This window comes from Roseovarius marisflavi (assembly GCF_900142625.1).
Classification (GTDB): Bacteria; Pseudomonadota; Alphaproteobacteria; order Rhodobacterales; family Rhodobacteraceae; genus Roseovarius; species Roseovarius marisflavi.
On record NZ_FRBN01000006.1, the window covers coordinates 52,141 to 75,748 of the forward strand.

General features: G+C 61.4%; 24 protein-coding genes. 11 read left to right on the forward strand and 13 right to left on the reverse strand.

All coding sequences use genetic code 11. The features are described from left to right. Positions 1-37: 37 nt before the first annotated feature. From BUB78_RS07555 to BUB78_RS07580, 6 genes are all read right to left on the reverse strand, one after another. Entirely contained in the window at positions 38-655 is a 618-nt protein-coding gene (locus tag BUB78_RS07555) for a hypothetical protein (RefSeq protein ID WP_073196930.1), read from the reverse strand. Positions 656-675: 20 nt separating this feature from the next. Next, positions 676-1,275, reverse strand: coding sequence for a LysE family translocator (locus tag BUB78_RS07560; RefSeq protein WP_073196705.1), 600 nt, complete (start codon positions 1,273-1,275; stop codon positions 676-678). A gap of 219 nt (positions 1,276-1,494) precedes the next feature. Then, on the reverse strand, positions 1,495-2,154 hold the full coding sequence (locus BUB78_RS07565; protein ID WP_073196707.1) for a LysM peptidoglycan-binding domain-containing protein: 660 nt from the start codon (positions 2,152-2,154) through the stop codon (positions 1,495-1,497). A gap of 296 nt (positions 2,155-2,450) precedes the next feature. Next, entirely contained in the window at positions 2,451-3,725 is a 1,275-nt protein-coding gene (locus tag BUB78_RS07570) for a bifunctional folylpolyglutamate synthase/dihydrofolate synthase (protein ID WP_073196709.1), read from the reverse strand. Then, the gene (gene accD, locus BUB78_RS07575) at positions 3,722-4,672 is read right to left on the reverse strand and encodes an acetyl-CoA carboxylase, carboxyltransferase subunit beta (protein WP_073196711.1); all 951 of its coding nucleotides are present in this window, start codon (positions 4,670-4,672) and stop codon (positions 3,722-3,724) included. The genes BUB78_RS07570 and accD overlap by 4 nt, the downstream gene beginning before the upstream one ends. Before the next feature lie 60 nt (positions 4,673-4,732). Further along, positions 4,733-5,620: a CPBP family intramembrane glutamic endopeptidase gene (locus BUB78_RS07580; RefSeq protein WP_073196713.1), complete on the reverse strand. Its 888-nt coding sequence runs from the start codon at positions 5,618-5,620 to the stop codon at positions 4,733-4,735. 99 nt (positions 5,621-5,719) lie between these two features. Between BUB78_RS07580 and ilvD the strand changes: the two genes are divergently transcribed. The 4 genes from ilvD (at position 5,720) to BUB78_RS07600 (ending at position 9,376) form a co-directional block, all read left to right on the forward strand. Continuing rightward, a complete protein-coding gene (gene ilvD, locus BUB78_RS07585) occupies positions 5,720-7,447 on the forward strand; it encodes a dihydroxy-acid dehydratase (protein ID WP_073196716.1) in 1,728 nt (575 codons plus the stop codon). Then, on the forward strand, positions 7,428-8,153 hold the full coding sequence (locus BUB78_RS07590; protein ID WP_181444376.1) for a hypothetical protein: 726 nt from the start codon (positions 7,428-7,430) through the stop codon (positions 8,151-8,153). Before ilvD ends, BUB78_RS07590 begins: the two co-directional genes overlap by 20 nt. A 72-nt stretch (positions 8,154-8,225) precedes the next feature. After that, entirely contained in the window at positions 8,226-8,984 is a 759-nt protein-coding gene (locus BUB78_RS07595) for a DUF6478 family protein (protein WP_073196719.1), read from the forward strand. A gap of 14 nt (positions 8,985-8,998) precedes the next feature. After that, positions 8,999-9,376 carry a hypothetical protein gene (locus tag BUB78_RS07600; protein WP_073196721.1) on the forward strand — a complete coding sequence of 126 codons (378 nt, stop codon included), beginning with the start codon at positions 8,999-9,001 and terminating at the stop codon, positions 9,374-9,376. Positions 9,377-9,620: 244 nt separating this feature from the next. On the opposite strand, the gene BUB78_RS07605 is transcribed toward BUB78_RS07600, so the two are convergent. The 4 genes from BUB78_RS07605 to BUB78_RS07620 form a co-directional block, all read right to left on the reverse strand. Continuing rightward, the gene (locus BUB78_RS07605; protein ID WP_073196723.1) at positions 9,621-10,790 is read right to left on the reverse strand and encodes a DNA recombination protein RmuC; all 1,170 of its coding nucleotides are present in this window, start codon (positions 10,788-10,790) and stop codon (positions 9,621-9,623) included. After that, on the reverse strand, positions 10,787-12,649 hold the full coding sequence (mutL, locus tag BUB78_RS07610) for a DNA mismatch repair endonuclease MutL (protein ID WP_073196725.1): 1,863 nt from the start codon (positions 12,647-12,649) through the stop codon (positions 10,787-10,789). The genes BUB78_RS07605 and mutL overlap by 4 nt, the downstream gene beginning before the upstream one ends. 134 nt (positions 12,650-12,783) lie before the next feature. Continuing rightward, a complete protein-coding gene (locus BUB78_RS07615; RefSeq protein WP_073196727.1) occupies positions 12,784-14,109 on the reverse strand; it encodes an ammonium transporter in 1,326 nt (441 codons plus the stop codon). 26 nt (positions 14,110-14,135) lie between these two features. Further along, the gene (locus tag BUB78_RS07620; RefSeq protein ID WP_073196730.1) at positions 14,136-14,474 is read right to left on the reverse strand and encodes a P-II family nitrogen regulator; all 339 of its coding nucleotides are present in this window, start codon (positions 14,472-14,474) and stop codon (positions 14,136-14,138) included. 255 nt (positions 14,475-14,729) lie between these two features. Here BUB78_RS07620 and BUB78_RS07625 point away from each other — a divergent pair, with 255 nt between their 5' ends. Beyond that, on the forward strand, positions 14,730-16,865 hold the full coding sequence (locus BUB78_RS07625; RefSeq protein WP_073196731.1) for a transglycosylase domain-containing protein: 2,136 nt from the start codon (positions 14,730-14,732) through the stop codon (positions 16,863-16,865). A gap of 53 nt (positions 16,866-16,918) precedes the next feature. Here the strand turns inward: BUB78_RS07625 and BUB78_RS07630 are convergent, their stop codons facing one another. Together BUB78_RS07630 and BUB78_RS07635 are read right to left on the reverse strand one after the other, a co-directional pair. Further along, entirely contained in the window at positions 16,919-17,524 is a 606-nt protein-coding gene (locus BUB78_RS07630; protein WP_073196733.1) for an MlaC/ttg2D family ABC transporter substrate-binding protein, read from the reverse strand. Then, positions 17,514-18,299, reverse strand: a complete 786-nt coding sequence (locus BUB78_RS07635) for an MlaA family lipoprotein (RefSeq protein ID WP_073196735.1) — start codon at positions 18,297-18,299, stop codon at positions 17,514-17,516. Before BUB78_RS07635 ends, BUB78_RS07630 begins: the two co-directional genes overlap by 11 nt. Before the next feature lie 630 nt (positions 18,300-18,929). Between BUB78_RS07635 and BUB78_RS07640 the strand changes: the two genes are divergently transcribed. The 6 genes from BUB78_RS07640 to BUB78_RS07660 are packed head-to-tail and all read left to right on the forward strand — an operon-like array spanning position 18,930 to position 22,935. Beyond that, the gene (locus tag BUB78_RS07640; protein ID WP_073196737.1) at positions 18,930-19,391 is read left to right on the forward strand and encodes a RidA family protein; all 462 of its coding nucleotides are present in this window, start codon (positions 18,930-18,932) and stop codon (positions 19,389-19,391) included. Then, positions 19,388-20,155, forward strand: coding sequence for a glycerophosphodiester phosphodiesterase family protein (locus tag BUB78_RS07645; RefSeq protein ID WP_073196738.1), 768 nt, complete (start codon positions 19,388-19,390; stop codon positions 20,153-20,155). Before BUB78_RS07640 ends, BUB78_RS07645 begins: the two co-directional genes overlap by 4 nt. Before the next feature lie 53 nt (positions 20,156-20,208). Beyond that, positions 20,209-21,396 (forward strand): GNAT family N-acetyltransferase, encoded by a 1,188-nt coding sequence (locus tag BUB78_RS07650; RefSeq protein ID WP_073196740.1) that lies wholly within the window; start codon positions 20,209-20,211, stop codon positions 21,394-21,396. Beyond that, a complete protein-coding gene (locus BUB78_RS07655) occupies positions 21,393-21,692 on the forward strand; it encodes a 4a-hydroxytetrahydrobiopterin dehydratase (protein WP_073196742.1) in 300 nt (99 codons plus the stop codon). Before BUB78_RS07650 ends, BUB78_RS07655 begins: the two co-directional genes overlap by 4 nt. Before the next feature lie 28 nt (positions 21,693-21,720). Then, positions 21,721-21,882, forward strand: a complete 162-nt coding sequence (locus tag BUB78_RS20670) for a hypothetical protein (protein ID WP_170865037.1) — start codon at positions 21,721-21,723, stop codon at positions 21,880-21,882. Further along, positions 21,883-22,935 (forward strand): MFS transporter, encoded by a 1,053-nt coding sequence (locus BUB78_RS07660; protein WP_073196744.1) that lies wholly within the window; start codon positions 21,883-21,885, stop codon positions 22,933-22,935. A gap of 97 nt (positions 22,936-23,032) precedes the next feature. Here the strand turns inward: BUB78_RS07660 and BUB78_RS07665 are convergent, their stop codons facing one another. Continuing rightward, positions 23,033-23,521, reverse strand: coding sequence for a peroxiredoxin (locus BUB78_RS07665; RefSeq protein WP_073196746.1), 489 nt, complete (start codon positions 23,519-23,521; stop codon positions 23,033-23,035). Between the last annotated feature and the right edge of the window lie 87 nt (positions 23,522-23,608).

A 23,608-nucleotide genomic window follows, 5' to 3' on the forward strand; every position in this document is an offset into this window, starting at 1 on the left:
CGTTGCGATATATGGCGGTGCGGCGGGTGATTTGCAATCATAACCGCGCCAATCCGACCCGAAGCGCCAGTTCCGGCGAGGATAAAACCGCAACACCCAGATCCTCCAACATCGGCGCCGCCCCCGCCATCGAGGCCTGCGCCAGAACGATTGCGCCAAGATCGGGCATCTGCACCGCCTGTTTGAGAATCGCGAGCGCAAGCGCCTTTGCAAAATCCGCCAGCTTGGCCTCGGCAAAAAGCGGCCAAAGCGCGGGCAGGGGCAGCGGGACAAGCGGGCCGGGATGATTGGCCGCCGTCATCGCATCCTGCAACAGGGCAAGGCTTGGCGCGCGGGTGCTCTCCAGGCAATAGACCATCAGAATTGCGCCTTTTGTCTCGGCGGCGGCCTGCATCATCGGCCAGTCAACGCGGATCGCGCCCGCCCGCGCCGCAGCCGGGCCGATGGTTGTGCAGGTGCAGATCACCGGCCCCGGCGCGGCCTTGATCATCGTGGTAATCTCGGCGTCTAGGGCGGCGTCAATGCCATCCTGTGCCCGCTCAAGAAAATCGGGGCGCACGACGTGCTCAAGACGCATGCCCGGCGCGATCTTGTCGCGCAAGCGGTCAAAACTGGCACGATGCGCCTCGGCCGTATGCAAAAGGGTCAGGGTCATGTCGGGGCTTTCGCGGCGGGTCACTGTGCCGGAAATAGCACGGGGATCAGGGTGGTGACCAGCAATCCGGCCATGATCCAGTTGAACATCCGCAGGCGCGCCGGGCTTTTGAGAAACCGGCGCATCTGTTGGCCGAGCACGGTCCAGCTTGTGGTGCTGATCCCCGACACAAGCACATAAATGCCCGCCACCCAGAGCACCGCCACAAGATCGCGGCCCCCGGCATATAGCGTGACCGCAGACAGGGCCATGCTCCAGGCCTTGGGGTTGACCCACTGAAACGCCGCAGATTGCAGGAACGTCAGCGGGCGACCCTCGCTTGTGGCTTCCTTGGGCGGGGCGGCGTTGGCGATTTTCCACGCCAGATAAAGCAGATAGGCGACCGACACGAGCTTGAGGATGACATAGCTCGTCGGCCAGAGGTCAAAAACCTGCATCACCCCGATGCCGACCAGAAACACCATCGTCGGAAACCCGAGCCCGATGCCAAGCATATGCGGCACGCTCCGGCGAAACCCGAAATTCGCGCCCGAACTCATCAGCATAAGGTTGTTCGGCCCCGGCGTGATCACCGTGACAAAGGCAAAGCCGACGAGGGCGGTCAAGAGATCAAGGGTCATCACGGCAATCCTGTGCGAAGGCCTGCCCATCTGGAGGGCGTTTGAGGGCGAGGGTAAAACCGCTCTGCACCCAAATGCGCCGATGAACAAGAGTGACGCCCCGAGATTTCAGGCAAAGCGGACCACGGCACAGCGGATCGAGGCCATTTCAAAATGAAAGGGGGCCGTTGGTTCGGCCCCTCAGTCATTCCTGCCACGTATTCGGGTAACCCTTGTTGCCTAAAGGTTCGGGAGGGTGAGAACCTGCCCGACGGTCAATCTGTCCGCATCCGCCAGCGTCTCGCGATTGGCGCTCAGGACGTTGGCCTGAGCATCGGTGCGCCCGTAAAACCGATAGGCGATCGAGGCGAGGCTGTCGCCGGAGCTGACGATATAGGTCTGGATTTCGGGGGCGGTATGGGCGGACTCTGAGAGGGTGGCGAGCAACAACGCGGTGTCGACCTGCCCTTCGGCGGTCACCAGCGATTTTGGCGCCTCGACACGGCCCTTTTTGGCGGCGTCATTGACCAGCGCGTGAATATAGCTTTCCGACTGGCCCTGACGCAGGGCCCGGATGATCAGCGCCTCAAGATCGCTCGGTGCGCCGGGGAGTGTGGGGGACATGGCGGGTGCTGCCGCAGTTTGCGGCACTTCAATGCGTGCCGTGGCCTCTTTCGACCGCACGATACGCGGCGCTTCAGGCGCAGGTGCGACGGCTTCGGGCTCTGTTGGTACAGGTGCGAGCGCCGCAAGGCTCGACAGGTCGGTGTCGGCACGGGTCACATCGGCGACATTCGGCGCCGCAAGATCGGCAGAGCGACGCGGTTTGCTTGGTTGAACAAGGATCAGCGCGATAGTGACAGCAAAGAAAGCGGAAACGATCAGGAAAACACGTATCATTTTAAATACCCTTCAATACCATACGTCGAAGGGGCCTGCCCGGTTGGGCACGGGCCTGCGAAGGTCGAAATATGGCCCTTAGCATGCGCAAACACCGCGCGTCCCCCAAGTGTTTAACCGCCGACCTTTTGGGGCCGTGCCGATCAAGTGGCCCAGATATAGTCGAAAGAGGACGAATCGGTCAACATAAAGTGATTCGGTCCGTGGTAACTTTTGGATTTTGCAATCTTTAATTGCGAGGTGGGATTGGGGTTCCCGTATTTGGGCATTTTAGTCCCGTGAAACCTGCCAGTCCGCTAGCCATTTTCACGCAGAATTCCACCGGCAAGATAGAGCGATCCACAGATCAGGATGCGCGCTTTTGGTGTGTGGGCGACAATCGCACGCACAGCATCAAGCGCGCTCTCTGCGGTGCTGGCGGCAAGGCCGACGCCTGCGGCTGCGCGGGCGGTCTCTTCGGCGGGCAGGGTATTGGCCTCGCCGGGGATCGACAGCGCTGTCAGGCTTGTGGCCTCGGCCGCGAGTGGCGCGAGGTAGCCGGAAATGTCCTTGGTGTTGAGCATGCCACAGATCAGATGCGTCGGCCGTTTCGCCAGACCGGCAAGATGCGCGCCAAGCGCAAGACCCGCTGCCGGGTTATGCCCGCCGTCAAGCCACAACTCGGCCTCGGGGGCGGCCTCGACCAGCGGGCCGGTCGTAAGGCGCTGCATCCGTGCAGGCCAGAACGCCGAGGTGACGGCGGCCTCAAGCGCCGCGTCGCCCATCTCAAGGTGGCGCAGCGCGGCAAGGGCGGCGCCGGCATTGTCGATCTGATGCGCGCCGGGCAGGTTGGGAAGCGACAGGTCGCGCAAGCCGGTTTCGTCCTGAAAGACAAGGCGGCCACGCTCAACGCTGACGTGCCAATGCTGGCCCTGCGCGATAAGGGGCGCGCCAAGACGGCGGGCGGTGGCCTCGATCACCTGCATCGCCTCATCCTCTTGCGGGCCGACAACGCAGGGCACGCCACGCTTGAGAATGCCGGCCTTTTCGCCCGCGATCTTGGCCAGCGTGTTGCCGAGGTACTGCTCGTGATCGATCGAGATCGGCGTGATGATCGTCAGCGCGGGCTTTGCCACCACATTGGTGCAATCAAGCCGCCCGCCAAGTCCGGTTTCAAGCAGGGTAAAATCAGCAGGCGTGCGCGCCATGGCAAGGATCGCGGCGCAGGTGGTGATCTCGAAATAGGTGATCTGCTCGCCGTTGTTGGCGGCGTAGCACTCATCCAGAACCTCGGTCAGGTGGTCCTCGGAAATCAACGTGCCCGCAAGCCGAATACGTTCGTGAAACCGCGCCAGATGCGGCGAGGTATAGGCATGCACGCGCTTGCCTGCGGCCTCAAGCCCGGCGCGGATCATCGCCTGGGTGCTGCCCTTGCCATTGGTGCCAGCCAGATGGATCACCGGAGGCAGATCGTTTTGCGGATTGCCAAGCGCGTCCAAAAGACGCCAGACCCGATCAAGCGTGAGGTCGATGATCTTGGGATGCAGGGCCATCATCCGTTCAAGAATGGCGTCGGATGTGGGGGCGGTCATTTTTTGGCGGGTTTCTCGTTGGGCAGCGTCTCAGCCTTGACCGGCTGCGGTGCGGGGGGGCTTGCCTCGGGTGCGGGCAGATCGCCACGCACGGCGGGCGGCATTCCCATCAGCATGCGGATGATGGTGATCAGCTCGTCGCGCATCTCGGTGCGCGGGGTCACACGATCAAGCATGCCATGTTCAAGCAGGTATTCGGCGCGCTGAAACCCGTCGGGCAGCTTTTCGCGGATCGTCTGTTCGATCACCCGCGGCCCGGCAAAGCAGATAAGCGCGCCCGGCTCGGCAATATGCACATCGCCGAGCATCGCATAGGAGGCGGTCACGCCGCCGGTGGTCGGATGGGTCAGCACGACGATATAGGGCAGACCCGCCTCGCGCAGCATTTGCACCGCAACGGTGGTGCGCGGCATCTGCATGAGGCTGAGGATGCCTTCTTGCATGCGCGCGCCACCCGCCGCCGAGAACAGGATCAGCGGGCGCTTGAGTTTGACCGCCGTTTCAGCGGCGGCAATGATCGCATTGCCCACATACATGCCCATCGAGCCGGCCATAAAGCTGAAATCCTGAGCGGCGGCGACAATCGGCGTGCGGCCAATCTCGCCGGTGGCGACAAGCATCGCCTCTTTCTCGCCGGTGGTCTTTTGCGCGGTGCGCAGGCGGTCGGGGTATTTCTTCTGGTCGCGAAACTGAAGCGGGTCGGGGTTTGGCAGGGGCACGTCCACTTCCGAAAACACGCCGCCGTCAAACAGCCCGGCAAAGCGCTCGCGTGGGGTGATCGGCATGTGATTGCCGCAACTGGTGCAAACGTTCAGGTTGCCGCTCAGCTCGCGGTGAAACAGCATGGTGCCGCAGTCGTCGCATTTGGACCACAGGTTTTCGGGCACTTCGCGGCGCGAGAAGATCGAATTGATCCTTGGGCGCACGTAATTGGTGATCCAGTTCATCGGGCCGGTCCCTCAGTTGCGTTTCGCCCCTGAGATAAGCGGGGCAGAGAGGAAATGCAATCAGCCACGCAACGCAAGCCGGATTGCCAGCCAGCCACAGGCAAGGATCATCATGTCAATCGGCATGAAGGCCCAGAAGGCATCGCCATCCTCGACCGAGAACGGATAGGAATAAAGCGCCAGGCCGTCAAACTGTCCCTGCGGGGCAGTGACCAGGATGGCGCCGAAATTGTTGATGAAATGCAGCGCGGTTGCCGGGCCAAGCGTGCCAAAGCGCGCGGTAAGATCGCCCGCCGCAATGCCGAACGCCCCCGCCCAAAGCACCACGGCCCAGGCATTGGTGCCAAAGCTGGCCGGGTCAAAATGCAACAGGGCAAAGCCAATCGACGGCAGGCCGATCCAGATCAGAGGCGAGGCAAACCGCGCCGCAAGCTGGCTTTGAAGGTAGCCGCGAAACACCACCTCTTCGGCAAAAACCTGAATGAACAGACCGACAAGGGCGAGCGGCAGGAACTTCAGCCATGTGCCGAAGGCCAGATTCGGCTCGGGCTCCATGCTCTCGGGCAGGGGCAGCATCATGATCACCACGTAAAGCACCAGCATCGCGACAAGCGCGCGGCGAAACTGTCGGGTGGCCGGGCCAAGCGCGCCGACAAGGCTCAGGAACCTGCGCTTGTGCACCACCCGGAGTGTCACGGCGAGCGCGATGATCAGCATGGCAAAGATAAACAGGTTTATCAGCACGCCAACCGGGCTTGTGGCGTTTTCTATGCTGGGCGAAATACGCGCCCAGACATCGCTGGGGAAAACCTGCTGCAAGATCTGGGCATAGCTGTAACTCAGACCCAGAAACAGAAGCGTGGCAAGCGCCGTCCCCCCGATGAGGTAGGGCAGGCGGGCGGTCGCGCGCGCGGGCGCAACAAGGCTGTCATGGGCATCATATCGCATGACGGGCACGCTATCCGGGCTTACCGGGTGTTGCAATCGGCTTGCCTGTCTCGCGGCTCTGGCCTAGACCGTTGCCCAGCGTTTACCGGGAGGCCCCTCATGACCAAATTCGACAAAGCCAAATTGCCCAGCCGTTATGTGACAGAGGGCCCCGCGCGGGCCCCGCATCGGTCGTATTACTATGCCATGGGCATGAGCGAGGCGGAAATTCACCAGCCGCTCGTCGGCGTTGCCACCTGCTGGAACGAGGCGGCGCCCTGCAACATCTCGCTTAACCGTCAGGCACAGGCCGCCAAGATGGGCGTCAAAGAGGCCCACGGCACGCCGCGCGAATTCACCACCATCACCGTCACCGACGGCATCGCGATGGGCCATGAGGGCATGCGATCCTCGCTGGCCAGCCGCGAGGCGATTGCCGATACGGTCGAATTGACGATGCGCGGGCATTGCTATGACGCGCTTGTCGGTCTGGCGGGCTGTGACAAGTCGCTGCCGGGGATGATGATGGCGATGGTACGTCTCAACGTACCGTCGGTGTTTCTTTATGGCGGTTCGATCCTTCCGGGGCGCCTTGATGGCAAGGACGTCACCGTTCAGGATGTGTTCGAGGCCGTCGGCCAGCATCAGGCCGGCAACCTGACCACCTGCGAGCTTGAAAAGCTCGAGGCGGTTGCTTGCCCTTCGGCGGGTGCCTGCGGTGGCCAGTTTACGGCCAATACCATGGCCTGTGTCTCCGAGGCGATCGGCCTTGCCCTGATGAACAGCTCTGGCGCGCCCGCGCCCTATGAGAGCCGCGACCAGTACGCCGAGGCCTCTGGCCGGGCGGTGATGAACCTTTTGGAAAAGAACATTCGCGCGCGCGACGTGGTCACGCTCAAATCTCTGCAAAATGCCGCGCGTGTTGTCGCCTGTACCGGCGGCTCGACCAATGCCGGTCTGCACCTGCCGGCCATCGCCCACGAGGCCGGGATTGATTTCTTCCTTGATGATGTCTGCGAGATTTTCCGCGATACGCCCTATTTCGTCGATCTCAAGCCCGGCGGCGCCTATGTCGCCAAGGACCTTTACGAGGTTGGCGGCGTGCCGGTGGTGATGAAAGAGCTGCGCAAGGCGGGTCTTTTACACGAGGAGTGCATGACCGCCGACGGCACCACCATTGGCGAGGCGCTCGACAAGATCACCCGCGAGGCCGATGGCAAGGTGATCTATCCGATCTCGGCGCCGATCAGCAAAACTGGCGGTGTTGTCGGCCTCAAGGGCAATCTCGCCCCTGCTGGCGCGATTGTGAAAGTCGCCGGCATGACCGAAGAACAACAGGTCTTTACCGGCCCGGCGCGGGTGTTTGAATGCGAAGAAGACGCCTTTGAGGCGGTCAAGGCGCGGTCCTATAAAGAGGGCGACGTGCTTGTGATCCGCAATGAAGGCCCCGCAGGCGGCCCCGGCATGCGCGAAATGCTGGCCACCACGGCCGCGCTTTCGGGGCAGGGCATGGGCAAGAAGGTGGCGCTTATCACCGATGGGCGTTTTTCCGGCGCGACGCGCGGCTTTTGTGTGGGTCACGTCGGCCCCGAGGCCGCCCATGGCGGGCCGATTGCCCTGTTGAAAGACGGCGACATGATTACGCTGAATGCCCTGACCGGCGAATTGTCGGTCGCGCTCAGCGATGAAGATCTGGCCGCGCGCAAGGCCGATTGGAAAGGTCCGCGCGAGACGATCTATGCAAGTGGCGCGCTCTGGAAGTACGCCCAGCTTGTTGGCGAGACATATAAAGGCGCGGTGACCCATCCCGGGGCCAAGGCCGAGCGCCATGTCTACATGGATCTCTGATCAGACCACGGCCCGGCGGATCATGCGCCGGGCCTTTTTCACGATGCTTATCCTGCCGCTGGCCGCCTGTCTTGAGGGCGTGCCGGGGGGCGGCGCGCCTGCGCTCAGCAGGGCGATGTTTTACGACGGCGACGTGACCGTGGCCGGGCCGCGCGGCTATTGCATTGATCCCCAGAGCGTCAAGCGCGGTGCAAGCGGCAGCTTTGCGTTGCTGGCCAGCTGCGAGAGCCTGACCGGTACGGCCGGAGTGGTGGTTGATCCTGCGGTCCTGACGGTGTTGGTTCTGCCGCGGCGGGTGGGGGTGAGCCAGCCAAATTCAGCGGAAATGACCCGCGCCCAGGCCCCGGACAAGGTTTTGCTGGGTTTTGACGGAGACGGCATATCGCTTGTGCATGTTGCAACTGGCGGGCGCGCCGTGCTCCCTGCGGGCGATCCGTCTTATTGGCGGGCCGGCATGGTGATCAACGATCACCTGATCGGCCTTGCGGTCTATGGGCCGGAAGGCGGCAGTGTCGCCAGTGATGCGGGGCGCGATCTGTTGATGGATCTGGCCGAAGAGTTGCGCGAGCAAAGCCCCGAACGCAACTTTTCCCCCGGCACGGCGGCAGCGGGTGAAACACCGTCAGATGACGTAACGCAACCCGCCACCATGGCCAAGAAAGGCCGTGTTATGCTTTTGGGTGGATTGTTTCCAATCAAAGGTTAATGCTATGTAAGTAGTTATTGGGCACACTGTTAGCACACCACGTCCAGACGAGACTTACATGGTATTACCGGAATGAAATTTCTAGATTTGGTTGTGCAACGCCAAGGCCTTCGCAAGTGGAGCCAGGCGGCGCGCAATGCCCCTATGATGAGCCTCGCCAATCTGCGCAGGGAGCGTGCCCGCGCCCGCAAACTTATGTATTCATTGAACGAAGTGATCTCGACGGCGGATAACCGTCTGGCCTTGCCGATGATCGGCTCGAACGCGTTTCCCAAGCCGCATGGCACCGATTGGTCCTGGCGGCCCGAGCTTTGGCGCGAACCTTTGCCCGCTCCGGGCATGGCCTCGGTCAAGTCAAAGTCGATGTTGGGGCGCGAAGTGACATTGTTTCACGATTGCGCACATTCCGAGTTGTCTTTGCGGCAATTGCGCAATAGCCGCGAGGCCGATCTTGCGCCTTACGGGCTTCGGATGGATGTGTTCGCCTTTGACGGATCGTTCCTGTCGGTGGTGCTGGATTTCCCGCAAGAGGCGGTCAATGGGCTGACACGCAAGCACCTGTTGCGGATGGATACGATTGTCGAGATGGAAAAGCCGCTTGAGATTTTTGCGCGCCTCAACATCAAGCATGGCCCCAATACCGAACAGATCGTGCGTGAATTGCCGCTGCATGAGGATGAGATCATGGTCGAGTTTGATCTCGCCTATTCCAACCTCAACGAAAAGCGGGTGGAGCGGGCGTGGATCGACCTGATCTTCGAGAACCCGCAGATGAGCCAGGTGGTCTTGCACGACCTCACCTTTAGCCGCCGCCCGCGCGCAGAATTATAAGAAAGGACCCCCGGATGAGTGAGCTGACGCTGACCAAAACGCGCCTGTTTGAAGGGGTCTGGGAAGGGGTTCTGACCTATGAGGGCGTGGGCAATTACCAGCCCCAGATCGAGGTGATGCACCTTCAAAGGCCGGTGCCGGATGTCGAGGTTGTCGAAAAGCCGGATGATGGTCTCTGGGTCGTGCGGGTGCCGGTGCCTGCGGCGGCAATTGCCGACGGGGTTCAGACCTTTGTGATCCGCGACGCGCGCAGCGGCGAGGTGCTCGACAGTTTCGCGCTCTTGTCCGGTGATGTGCTCAGCTATGACATCCGCTCGGAAATCTCGCTTTTGCGCGAAGAACTTGACCTGTTGAAACGCGCATTCCGGCGGCATTGTCTGGAAACGATGTAGAGCGCATCTGTGACAGCCTGCCGCATCCCCTTGAGGACGCGCAGGGCTACCTCCTGTTTATCGGCACACCCAATCAATGGAGAACGTCACATGTTTAAAGGTCTTGGACTTTCAATCGCGATCATCACCGCAGGCATGCTTGGCCTGCCCGTGGCCATTCTGGCCGCCCTGTAACGGTTAACCTCGTTTTCCAAGGGGCCGGGGGCGTAATGAGTGCGCACCCGGCCTTTTTCGTGTCCTGTGCCTAGCGGTCTTTCGGCAGGGCAACGATGGCGGTCTCTGACTCGGGGGCGAGTTCCTCAAAGTCGAAGTTGTCGAGACGGCGGGCGCGGCGCCCGGCCTTATCGGCGGAAATCTTGATATCCGAGATATCCTTGGCCGCCTGATTGAAATGCCGGTCAAGGTTTTCCACCCGCGTGCCCAATCGCTCTACATCGCCGAACAACAAACCCAATTCGCGCCGGATCGCGCCGGCCTGTTCGCGCATGCGCGCATCCTTGAGAATGGCGCGCATGGTGTTCAGTGTCGCCATGCAGGTGGTCGGCGACACGATCCAGACCCGCGCGGAAAACCCGTCGCGCACCAGTTCGGGGAAATTCGCGTGAAGCTCGGCATAGACCGCCTCGGAGGGCAGAAACATCAGCGCCCCATCGGCGGTTTCGCCGTCCAGAATGTATTTCTCCGAGATGTCGCGGATATGCTTCTTGACCGAGATGCGCAGAAACTTGGCGGCCTCGTTCAACTCCCAATCGGTCTTGGCGCGGCGCAGGGCCTCATAGGCTTCTAGAGGGAATTTGCTGTCGATACAGATCGGCCCCGGCGGGTTGGGCAGGTGGATAAGGCAATCGGCGCGCCGCCCGTTCGACAGCGTGTGTTGCAGGCTATAGCTATCCGAGGGCAGGGCCTTGGTCACGATATCGGTCAGCTGGATTTCACCGAACGCCCCGCGGGTCTGTTTGTTGCTCAGGATGTCCTGAAGCGACAGAACATCGCCCGAGAGCTTGGTGATATTATCCTGCGCCTTGTCGATTGCCTGAAGCCGCTGTTGCAGATCGCCAAGCGATTGCGCGGTGCGCCGGGCCGAGCCTTGCAGGTTTTCCGACATCTGTTCCGACACCTGCGACAGGCGCTTTTCCATCAGTTGAAGCAGATGCGATTGCGCCGCTGCCTGTGCCTCGGAAACATGGTTAAGCCCGCCGGCAAGCTGGTGTTGCCCGTCGCTGAGCCCCTGCACGCGAAGCCCCAATTGTCCGACCTGCTGCGCCAGCGGTTCGGCGAGGCTGGCCGAACGCGCCGAGGCCCGCACCGCCATGATCAGCAGGATCAGGATCAGCAGCACAAGTGCGGCCCCCACGAGGGCGGCCAGTACAAGCGGCTCGCTAAGCGAAAACTGAGTATCGCCGATCTGAATCATGTGCGACCAAACAGGCGTTCGATGTCAGACAGACGCAGCTCCACATAGGTGGGGCGGCCGTGGTTGCACTGGCCTGATAGCGGCGTGCGTTCCATTTCGCGCAAAAGGGCGTTCATTTCCTCACCGCTCATGCGCCGACCCGAGCGGATCGAGCCGTGACAGGCAACCCGCGACAGGATCGCGTCGATGCGCGATTTGAGGGTCTGGCTGTCGCCCTGATCGGCGAGTTCATCGAGGATATCGCGCAACAGGGCAGGGGCGTTGACCTGACCCAGAATGGCGGGTGTTTCGCGCACCGCGATGCTGCCCGGCCCGAAGGGTTCGAGGGTAAGGCCAAGCCGTGCAAGATCATCTGCCGCATCAAGCAGGATGGCGCAATCGGCCTCGCAGAGATCAACGATATCGGGGATCAAAAGCGCCTGCGAGGCGACGCCGGTGTCGGCCATCTGTGCCTTGAGGCGTTCGTAGACAAGCCGTTCATGCGCGGCGTGCTGATCCACGATGACCATGCCGGTTTCGGTCTGGGCGATGATATAGTTTTCATGGACCTGCGCGCGCGCCGCCCCAAGCGGCAGGGCGGTTGCGGGGGGCTCGTCCGGCTCTTGCGTGCCGGCCTCGTTCGGGTCCGGCTCGACCCGCGCGCTATAGGCCTGTTGCATCTCGGCAAAACCGGGCGCTTGCGATTGATAGGCAAGGGCGCGGGCACCGGGCGAGGGGCGATCCATCTTGTAGACGCGCGCGCCCGCGGGTCCGGCGGGTTCGGGGCGAAACGCCCCGAGCGTGGCCCCCGCAACCGTGCTTGAGGCGCGATGCCCGGCCTCGGCCAGAGCATGGCGCAGCCCCGACACGATAAGCCCGCGCGCCAGCCCCGGATCGCGAAAGCGGACCTCGGATTTGGCCGGGTGCACGTTGACATCTACCAGCGTCGGGCCGCAGTCGAGAAACAGCGCCGCCGCCGGGTGGCGGTCGCGGCTGAGGACGTCGCTATAGGCGGCGCGCAGCGCGCCATAGAGCATCTTGTCGCGCACGGGCCTGCCATTCACGAAGAGGTATTGCGTCACCGAAGAGCCGCGCGAATAGGTCGGCAGGGCGGCATAGCCCGTCATGCTGAGCGCGTCACGCGTGGCCTGAATGCGCAGGGCGTTCTCGGCGAAATCGGCCCCGATCACCCGCGCCAGCCGCCCGTGCAGGGCATCGAACAGATCACCGGTTTCCGGGTCGGCGCGAAAGGTGATCCGCCCTTCGCCGCCCCCCGACACATCGCGCAGGGTAAAGCCGACAAAGGGCTCGGCCATGGCAAGGCGCTTGATGGTATCGCTGATCGCCTGGGTCTCGGCGCGGTCGCTGCGCATGAATTTAAGCCGCGCAGGCGTGGCATAAAACAGATCGCGCAGGGTGACCGTGGTGCCAGAATTCAGAGCGGCGGGTTTGACCGCGCTCATCTGGCCGCCAGAGACCGAGATTTCAGCCGCCTCGAACCCGCGCGCCCGCGAGGTGATGGTCAGCCGACCCACCGCGCCAAGCGAGGGCAGGGCCTCGCCGCGAAACCCGAAGGAATGGATATTGAGGAGGTCGGTGCCGTCAATCTTTGACGTGGCATGACGCGCCAGGGCCAGCGGAAGTTGCTCGGGCGCAATGCCACAGCCGTCGTCGCGCACCCGAATGAGGGTCTTGCCGCCATCGGCAATCGCCACGTCGATCCGCGTCGCGCCCGCATCAAGGGCGTTTTCCACCAGTTCCTTGACCGCAGAGGCGGGGCGTTCGACCACCTCACCGGCGGCAATACGGTTGATCGCGCCCTCGTCAAGCTGGCGAATAAGCGGCTGTGCCGGGTCTATATTGGGGTTGGCGATGCTCATACCGCAAGACTTAGCACGGACCCGGGCGATTCTGCTAGATGCGGTGAGAGGGAATGACGCACCGATCAGGCATAAAAAAACCCGGGCGCGAACGCCCGGGAAGATCTCTTACGGCTGATCGGGAGGAGGATGGATCAGCCTTTGGAGAATTCTGGATAGGCCTCCATGCCCAGCTCTGCCATGTCGAGGCCGTTGATCTCATCCTCTTCGCTGACGCGCAGGCCAAAGATGCCCTTGAGCAGCAGCCAGACGATGGCCGAGGCGACGACAACAAAGGCGCCGACGATCAGGATCGAGATAATCTGGGTGCCAAAGCTTGCATCCGAGTTGGTCAGTGGCACAGCCAGAGTGCCCCAGATGCCCGCGAAGAGGTGAACCGGAATGGCCCCCACGACGTCGTCGATCCTGAACTTGTCGAGCATCGGTACGGCGAAGACCACGATCATGCCACCAACACCACCAATAAGCATGGCCTGGAAAAGCGAGGGCGTCAGCGGTTCGGCGGTGATCGACACCAGACCGGCCAATGCACCGTTCAGGATCATCGTAAGGTCAGGCTTTTTATAGAGCATCTGCGTCAGGATCAGAGCAACCACTGCCCCGGCGGCCGCCGCGGTGTTGGTGTTCGAGAAGATCCGGCTGATGTCAGCCACGTTCCCGGCGGTGTCCATGTAAAGCTGTGAGCCGCCGTTAAAGCCGAACCAACCAAGCCACAGGATGAACGTGCCCAGAGTGGCAAGTGCAAGGTTCGAGCCGGGGATCGGAATGACACGGCCGTCTTTGGCGTATTTGCCGATACGCGGCCCTAGGATGATGGCGCCCGTCAGAGCGGCCCAGCCACCCACCGAGTGGACAACGGTCGAGCCGGCAAAATCAAGGAAACCCATTTCGTCAAGAAAACCGCCGCCCCATTTCCAGCTCGCCTGAACCGGATAGATCACGGCCGTCAGAACGATGGTGAACATCAGGAAGGGCCAGAGCTTGATCCGCTCGGCCACGGCACCCGACACGATTGACGCGGTCGCGGCACAGAACATCAGCTGAAAGAAGAAATCAGAGCCAACCGAGGCATAGGTCAGGTCAGGTTCCGCGCCTGCAAGGCCAACCGGCTCAAGCGAGGTGATCGAAAACGCGCCAAGGATGCCCTGCATGCTCCAGCCATCGCCGGGGTACATCAGGTTGTAGCCGAGGATATAGTAAAAGATCGAGGCGAGAGAGAAGAGCGCCATGTTCTTGGTCAGCTGCATCGCGACGTTCTTGCCGCGCACAAGGCCCGCTTCGAGCATGGCAAAGCCCGCGGCCATGAAGAACACCAGAAAGCCCGACACGAGGAACATGAAGGTGGTGAAGATGAACCCGATATCGGCGTTGGTCGGCGTCGTGTCGGCCTCTTGTGCAAGGCCAAGCTGCGGCAGCGCGATCAGCGTTGCGGCAAGGCCAAGTTTGGTCATGGAATTCATTGTACTGTCCTTTCCCCTGCGCGTGGTTAAAGCGCGTCGTCGTTGGTTTCGCCGGTGCGCACGCGCACGGCCTGAGCGATGTCGAGAACAAAGATCTTGCCGTCACCGATTTTGCCGGTTCGGGCGGTCTTGGTGATGGTCTCGACCACCTGATCGGCCATGCCGGCGCTTACGCCGATTTCCAGTTTGATCTTGGGCACGAAATTCACGGCGTATTCGGCGCCGCGATAGATTTCCGTGTGTCCTGACTGCGAGCCGAAGCCCTTGATTTCGGTAACCATCATGCCGCGCACCCCGATCTCGGTCAGCGCTTCGCGGACCTCTTCAAGTTTGAACGGCTTTATCGTTGCAATGATGAGTTTCACGTCTACCCCTTTCGGTTTCCTGTGGCTCAGCGCGTTATTTGCACCTGCAGAAAAGGCGCCGGGCGCGGATTCTTGAAGTCGGAAGGCGGGTTTCGGGGGCGATTGTCGCAGTGCCGTGATTGAAAAATAGGCGAAAAGGTTTATTTGCCTAAAAAATAGGCAAATGGAAAAGCCGCAAGCGGTGTTCCGGGGTCTCTACTTTTGTGAAAAGGCAATATAGAGTGCCCCAAAGAAACAGGTCCGGGCAGGGCGAGCATGAGCAATTCAGGACGTAAAAAGCCGCCCTTGGTGGCGCCCAAGCGCACGCGCAAGGCCCCGGCCAAATCTGCGCGTCGCAAACCTGCGGCCAAACGGGCGCGGCGCAAACCGTCGCGCAGCCGCAATCCGATCATCGCTTTCTTTGCGCGCATCATCGGCTGGGTTCTGCGGGTGATCTGGGGGATCAGCTGGCGGATTGGCGCGGTTCTTACGCTGATCGTCGGTCTTTTGGTGGGCTATACCTATACCACGCTGCCGGAATATGCCTCGCTTCTGGATGGGCGTGCCAAGGGGTCTGTCACGCTTTTGGATCGCAAGGGTGACGTCTTTGCCTGGCGCGGCGATCAGTTTGGCGGGGTGATTGATGCCGATACGGTCAGCAAACACCTCAAGAACGCGGTGATCGCCACCGAAGACCGGCGGTTTTACATGCATCCCGGCGTTGATCCGATCGGTATTGCAAGCGCGATCCGCATCAACCTGAGCGAAGGCCGCGGTCCGCTGTCGGGCAATGGCGGCTCTACCATCACCCAACAAACCGCCAAATTGCTGTGCTTCGGTGTCAAATATGACGAGACCCAATGGAAGAGCGAGGCCGAGTATGTCTCTGATTGCCGCCGCTCGTCGCTGTGGCGCAAGGCGAAAGAGGCGATCTATGCCCTGGCGATGGAGGCGAAATACACCAAGGATCAGGTGTTGTCGGTTTACCTTAACCGGGCCTATCTTGGTGGCGGTGCTTATGGCGCCGAGGCCGCAGCACAGCGCTATTTCGGCAAATCGGCGGCCAATCTCAACCCCTCCGAGGGGGCGATGCTGGCCGGGCTTTTGACGGCCCCCACGACATTGGCCCCGACACGCAACCTTGAGCGCTCGCAGAACCGGGCCTCGGTGGTGATCGGCCTGATGCGCCGTCAGGGCTATTTGTCGGACCAGGAGGTTGCCATCGCTCTGGCCAACCCCGCAGAGCTTTCGGCGGCGGCAGAGGCGCAGGCCGGCGGATATTTCGCCGATTGGGTGATGGCCTCGGGGCCAGAATTTTTCACCCGCGACACCACCGAGGACGTGATCATCAAGACCACCCTTGATCAGCGCATTCAACGCGCCGCCGAGGATGCGCTGAAGTATATTTTCGAGGAGAAGGTGCGCGACGGGTCAAAGGCGCAAGCCGCAATTGTGGTGATGTCGGCCGATGGCGCGGTGCGTGGCATGGTGGGCGGGCGCAAGACCAAGGTCGTGGGCGCCTTCAACCGCGCAACACAGGCCAACCGCCAGACCGGATCGGCGTTCAAGCCCTTCGTCTATGCCACCGCGCTTGAGTTGGGATACCACTATGATTCCGTCGTGGTGGATGAGCCCTATTGTATAAACATTGCGGGATCGGGCCGCTGGTGCCCGGAAAACTATACCCGCAAGCATTATGGCCGCGTGACCCTGGCCGAGGCGCTGCGCCAGTCGCTGAACGTGCCGGCGGTCAAGATTTCGGAAGACGTCGGCCGCGATCTTGTGCGCAAGGTGGCCAGCGATTTTGGCATCGAAAGCGATCTGGCGGCGGGGCCGGCCCTGGCGCTTGGGGCTTCGGAAAGCACGCTGATCGAGATGACCGGGGCCTATGCGGGCATTCTCAACGGCGGGTCGTCGGTGACACCCTATGGTCTGGTCGAGCTTAGCCTTCTGGGGGAAAAAACCCCCCTGATGGGCAGCGGCGGCGGTATTGGCGAGCGGGTGATCCGCGAAGAGGCTGCCCGCGAGTTGATCTATATGATGAGCCGGGTGGTCGATGGCGGCACCGGGGCCCGGGCCAAATTGCCCGACCGCGAGGCGGCCGGCAAGACCGGCACCACACAGGCGGCGCGCGATGCCTGGTTTCTGGGCTTTAGCGCCGATTACGTGGCCGGGGTCTGGATGGGCTATGACGACAACACGCCGCTCACCGGGGTGACGGGCGGCGGTCTTCCGGCGGAAATCTGGCGCGAAACCATGGTGCGCGTGCATGAGGGCGTGCCGGTCAAGCCGCTGCCTATGCTGCGCCCGGCGCCCAGGGCCGCCCCGGCCGCCCCCCGGCAACGCAGGCAAAGGCCGCTCAGCAACAATCCGATTGAAAATATCCTGCGCGGAATCTTTGGGGGGAACTGAAAACGGCGCCCAAAGGGGCGCCGTTTGATAATAACAAGCTCTGTCTGGTCGGGTCAGCCGGCCTTCTTGAGGTCCGCAATCATCGCGTTGAAATCGCCATTACGCCGATCCAGCATCGCGCCCACTTCGGTGCGTTCACTCAGGCGCAGACTGATGCCTTCGATGATCATATCAAAGAACAGGTCCTTGCCCGAGCGGTCAGAAACCAGAAAGCTGACCTCGAAGGGCGACTCGCCGCGTAGATAGGCGGTCGATTTCACTTCATGCCAGGATTTCACCGCTTTGACCGAATTCACTTCAATACGGCCACCGACAAACTCGTTGAAGCGCTTGCCATATTTGCGCGCGATATAGCCCCGGAACGCCTTGGTAAAGGCGGCCATCTGGCTGCTTGAAATGCGGTTGGCGTCGGCACCAAGGGTCGAGCGGGCAATGATGTTAACATCGGCGTAGCGCGTAAAGATGCGCTCGAAGTCCGAAATCATGCCGGACACGGGTTTTCCCGAGGCGATCACCCGGTTGATATCCGACACAACCGCATCAACAAGCGTGCGCGCCCGCGCATCGGTAAGCGCCAGAACGCCGGACGGAATCGCGGCAAGTCCGGAAAAAGCAAGGCCGGTGGTGATGAAATGGCGACGCGATAGGTTACTGGTCATAAGGGTCCTCCAACGAGCCGGAAGTGGCAGGGGCATCATATGGGTCTACATAAGTATTGCCTGCCGTTCCGCCCAGTTCAAACCGGCGATTTTGAAGATAAAGTGATCGTGACTGCGCGTAACTGTCGGCGCTTTCATAGAGAATTGAATCAATCGTATCGCCAAATTTCTCGCGTTTGCTCAGACCGGCGGATACGCCTGCGGCCGTACCGGCAAAGCTTTCGGGCGGATCAAGGATATATGTGAGCGGGTTGGTGAAGAGATCCACCGCCATGCCCCAGGTGTCACGCTCTGTCGACGGGCCGAGAATCGGCAATTCGACATAGGCACCTTCGCGCCCGCCCCAGACATGCAAGGTTTCGCCGAAATCGGTGTTTGTGCCCGCAGCCATGCCCATTTCGCTGGCCGGATCAAAGAAACCGCCAAGGCCAACAGTGGTGTTCACCACAAAGCGCGCGGCGTCCTCGATAGCGCCGCGCATGTTCAGCTGAAGCACGTTGTTGACGACATCGCTGGGCAGCGAAAGGTTGACTGCAAACCGCACAACTGCGTTTTCGATGTCGTCGGGTACGACGCTTGTGTAGCCCTTTGCCAGCGGACGAACCAGCGCGCGGTCAAGACGGCGGTTGAACTGGTGAACCTCACGGTTCTGGCCTTCATAAGGGTCAAACGCCTCTTGCGTCGTCTGTGCAGGATCAGGCTTGGCGCAGGCCGCAAGCAGAATCAGGCCGACGAGGGCAGCAACGCGGCTTACGGGTTTAGAAAGCAATTTCAAGTTCGAAGGCAGCAATTGAAATATCCGTAAAGTCAGGGAATCACAGGATGATATATACGATCAGGCTGGCAAACCCATCCGGGTTCGCGGCTTGTTCACGATGCTGTGGCAGATTGGTGACATCGATTTTGCCCATTTAAACCGTTTCCTTGCAACATGTAACCTTTATCATTCGAAATGTGGATGCGATTGGATAGGTGAAAAAATGATCCCGGGCGTGAAGAATTGCATATCTTGCGCCGTAAAAGCGGTGATCGCTGCTGGTGGGTCGGTTTTTTGAGCTGCCTTATGGGAATGCCCTGATGCTGACAGGTCCTATTTATCTGCTTCAGGTCTGTGTCCGGGGGCGAATCATGGGCCGGGTCGGCGCCCGCTTTCAGACGCGCCCTGACCGCCGCGTATTTGGCCGCATTGCAGCGGGCCTATCGAGGTGGATCAGACCCGGCAGGCGGGTCAGTCCCCCGCCAGCCTGAGCCGATCGAACAGGAATTGCTTGACCAGCAATCGCTATCTGAGCAAAGCGCTTTCGCGCTTAGGCCGATTTGATCGCGCGCAGAGCCGTTTTTTGATTTCATTCCCGAAAAACAGCGACTAGCGTCGGCGCAACGCAGTACCAAGGGAGATGTGAACATGGGCCAATTTGAATCAAAACTTGCCGAGATGGGGATTACCCTTCCAGATGCCCCGGCCCCTGCGGCCAATTATGTGCCCTATGTGCAGGCGGGCGACATGCTTTATGTCTCGGGCCAGATTGCCAAGGATGACAACGGCTTGATCATCGGCACACTTGGCGATGACATGGATGCGGCGGCAGGTGCCGCAGCGGCCAAGGTCTGCGCGATTGCGCTTTTGGCGCAGGTCAAGGCGGCCTGTGGCGGCGATCTTGACCGGCTGGTGCGGGTGGTCAAGCTGACCGGTTTTGTCAATTCCACCGCCGATTTCACCGATCAGCCGCAGGTGATCAACGGCGCCTCTGACTTTATCGGCGAGGCGCTTGGCGACGCGGGCAAACATGCGCGCGCCGCCGTTTCGGCGCCGTCCTTGCCGTTTGGCGTGGCGGTTGAAATAGACGGGGTGTTCCAGATCAGATGACGGCGCTGGCAGAGGTGCTTTTGCGCCTGCCGCTTGCGCATCGCGGGCTGCATGACGTGGCGGATGGGCGCCCCGAGAATTCGCGCGCGGCGATCCGTGCGGCGATCAAAGCGGGCTATGGCATCGAGATCGACCTGCAACTGTCGCGCGACGGGCGCGCGATGGTGTTTCATGACTACGACCTTGACCGATTGACCGGCGTCAAGGGCCCGGTGCGCCAACGCGATTCTGTCGAGCTCGGGCAAATCCCGCTTTTGGGCGGCGATGAGGGCATTCCCGATCTTGCCGAGGTGTTAGCGCTTGTCGCCGGGCGCGCCCCGCTTTTGGTCGAACTCAAGGATCAGCATGGCCAGATGGGCGAAACCGACGGTACGCTTGAACGGGCCACGGCCGATTGTCTTGCGGGCTATACCGGCCCGGTCGCGGTGATGTCGTTCAATCCGCATATGGTTGCCCGCTTGGCCAGCCTTGCGCCCGACATGCCGCGCGGGATCGTCACCTGTGGCTATACCGCCGCGGATTGGCCGCTGTTGCGCGCCGAAACCCGCGCGCGGCTTCGTGATATTCCCGATTACGGCCCGACCGGATCGGTCTTTGTCAGCCACGATATCGACGATCTGGACAACCCGCGCCTTGCCGACCTCAAGGCTGATGGGGCCGGGATACTCTGCTGGACCGTGCGGTCGCCGCAAGCCGAGGCCGAGGCGCGCAAAACCGCAGATAATATCACATTCGAGGGCTATCTTCCCACGCCCGCCGCTTGATCCGCGCGCAAGGCGGGCCAGATAGAACCTGTGGCAAGAGAACGGCGGGGCCAATGACGCAAAGCGAGGTAGTGATAAGCCTGCACGACGCCCTGGCGCAGATCGGGCCCGAGGCCTGGGATGCCTGCGCCTGCCCCGAGGCTGCGGGCGGGGGGCGTCCGAACGACCCCTTCACCACCTACCGGTTTCTCAAGGCGCTGGAAGACAGCCGCTCTGTCGGCGTCGGAAGCGGCTGGCAACCCCATTACATGACGGCCGAGGCCGAGGGGCAGGTCATCGCCTGTGCGCCGCTCTATCTCAAGTCCCACAGTCAGGGCGAATATATCTTCGATCACAATTGGGCCGATGCCTATGAGCGGGCGGGTGGGCGCTATTACCCCAAGCTTCAGGTTGCGGTGCCGTTTACGCCGGTGACCGGGCGACGGTTTTTGGTACGCCCCGGTTTTGAAGAGATCGGGCGCGCCGCCCTTGTTCAGGGCGCGGTCGAAACCGCCGGTCGCAATGCGCTCTCATCCTTGCATCTTACCTTTTGCACCGAGGATGAGGCCCGCGCCGGGGCCGCCATGGGCCTTATGGCGCGCAAGACCCAGCAATATCACTGGGTCAATCGCGGCTATGCCGATTTTGACGCCTTCCTCGCCGATCTGTCGTCGCGCAAGCGCAAGACCATCCGCAAGGAGCGCGCCCGTGCGCAGGGCTTTGGCGGCGAGATTGAACAGCTGACCGGCGATCAGATCAAGCCGCACCACTGGGATGCGATCTGGGCGTTTTATCAGGATACCGGCGCGCGCAAATGGGGCACGCCTTACCTGACGCGGGCGTTCTTTGATCTCGCCCATGACCGGCTGCGCGATGACATCCTTTTGGTGCTGGCACATCGCGAGGGTCGGGTAGTGGCAGGGGCGATGAACCTGATTGGCGCCTCGGCACTTTATGGCCGATACTGGGGCTGCACCGAGGATCACCCCTGCCTGCATTTCGAGCTGTGCTATTACCAGGCGATGGATTTCGCCATTGCGCAGGGGCTTGACCGGGTAGAGGCTGGTGCGCAGGGTGAGCACAAGCTGGCGCGCGGCTATTTGCCGGTGGGCACACATTCATTGCACTGGCTGCGCGATGAGGGTTTCGCCGAAGCCGTCGCGCATTACCTTGAGGCAGAGCGCGCGGCGGTGGATGAGGATATCGAGGTTCTCACCGGCTATGGCCCGTTCCGCAAAACCGACATGGAGGATCACGAATGAGCGAACACCTGAGCGAGACCGCCCGCAAGACTACTCTGACGCCCTTGCTTGAAAACGGCTGGACGCTCGATGAAGAGCGGGATGCGATCTTCAAAGAGTTCAAGTTCGCCAATTTCGTCGAGGCCTTCGGCTTTATGACCCGCGCCGCGATCTGGGCCGAGAAATGGAATCACCATCCAGAATGGTTCAATGTTTACAACAAGGTGAACGTGGTCCTGACCACCCATGACGTCGATGGGCTTAGCGCGCTTGACCTCAAGCTTGCCCGCAAGATGGACGGTCTGGCCGAGGGATGACGGCGCCGCTGCGTATGACCGGCATGCCATGACGCGGGCGCGGACCCTGCCTTGCGAACAGGCCGCGCGCAACATCGCGATCTACCCATGGTTTCTCTATTTCCAGGCGCAACTTTCCGCCACCGAGGCGATCCTGCTTTATGCCATCTATGATGTCGGCACCACTGCGCTCGAGGTGCCCTCTGGCTAGATGTCCGACCGGTTTGGGCGTCGCTTTACCCTTTTGGCCTCGGCTGTGGCGGGGCTTGCGGGGGCGATCTTGCTGGCGCTTGGCAATGATTTCGCCACCTTTGCCCTTGCCCAGATCCTGATGGGGGCAAGCATGGCCTTCGCCTCGGGCACCGATAGCGCCATGCTCTATGAATCACTCGTGGCCGCCGGTCGCAAGGCCGAGGTCGAGCAACAGGAACTCCGGGCCTGGCGGTTTTCCTTCACCGCGCTTGCGCTGTCCGCCATCACCGGCGGCGCCATGGCAACGCTCGCGTCGACTGCGCCGTTCTACGCAGGTGCATTTGCCTTTGGCGGGGTGCTTTTGCTCGCCCTGCGCTTTCACGAGCCGCCCAAATCCGGCGCCCCCTTGCCCGAAGGGGCCGAAGTGCTGCGGCTGCACGCGCTGAAATCCGCGCTGACCCAGCCGGTTCTGATCTGGCTCTTTGCGCTCAGCGTGCTGATGTACGGCTTTAGCCATTTGCCCTTCGTCTTTGGCCAGCCCTTTATCCTCGCGGCCCTGAACGACGGTGGTCACGGCGCCAACGCGCCCATGGTCAGCGGCGCGGTCTCGGCGGCGATGATGGTGATTTCGGTGCTCACGTCTTGCTGGGCTCTGCGGCTTCGCAACTGGCTTGGTCTACCTGCGATCCTGATGGCGGCTTTCACGATGCAGATCGCCCTGATCGGTATTCTGGCGCTCAGCAACACCATCATCGTCATCGCGATCATGTTCCTGCGAATGGTGCCGGATTCGCTCTCGAAGCCCTTCATCGCCGCGCGGGTTCAGCCGGAATTGCAGGACACCAGCCGCGCCACCTACCTGTCATTACAGAGCTTTTGCGCGCGGCTCGTCTTTGCTGCAACGCTTTACCTCGCCTCCTTCGGTACCGCCCGCGAGGGCCTGATGCCCTATGCCGATATCCAGCGCATTTTGGGATACTACGTTCTCGGCGGGCTGGCTGTCCTGATCGCCCTGATCATCGCCGCCCGGCGTCTGCCGATTGATGCCCGACGGCCTGCTTCTTCTTGCTGAAAATATCCCGGGGAGTGTGAGGGGCAGCGCCCCTCACCCCAACAAAAAAGAGCGACCTGCGCCGCTCTTTTCCTAAGTCCCTCAAGGTGGGGTTGGCTTACATCGCCGCCAAAAGCGATTCCCCGGCGGTCACTTCGCAGGTGCCGGGGCTTTCCTCGGCATGCAGCAAGGTCACCGTGCCATCTTCGACCAGCATGGCGTAGCGCTTGGAGCGACCATAAAGCCCGGCGGGCGGCGCATCGAACTCCATGCCAATCGCCTTGGTAAACGCGCTTTGCGGATCCGACATCATGCTTAGGCCCGCCTCCGTCGCGCCGGTCGCCTCGCCCCAGGATTTCATTACGAAGGGGTCATTGACGCTGATACAGATGATCTCATCCACGCCTTTTTCGTCAAACTGCGCCTTGGTGCGCACAAAGCTTGGTACATGCGCCGAATGGCAGGTCGGCGTATAGGCGCCCGGCACGGCAAAGATCACCACTTTGCGCCCAGCGGTATGTGCGTTAAGCGATACCTCTTGCGGGCCGTCTGCGCCCAGTTGCAAAAGCGTCGCATCGGGAAGTTTGTCGCCTTTCGAAATGGTCATGGTCGTTCCTCGCCTATTAAATGGGTTTCATTTGGATGTAGATATAGGCGGGTGATAGGCAAGTGACCACGATAAATTAAGGAGAGG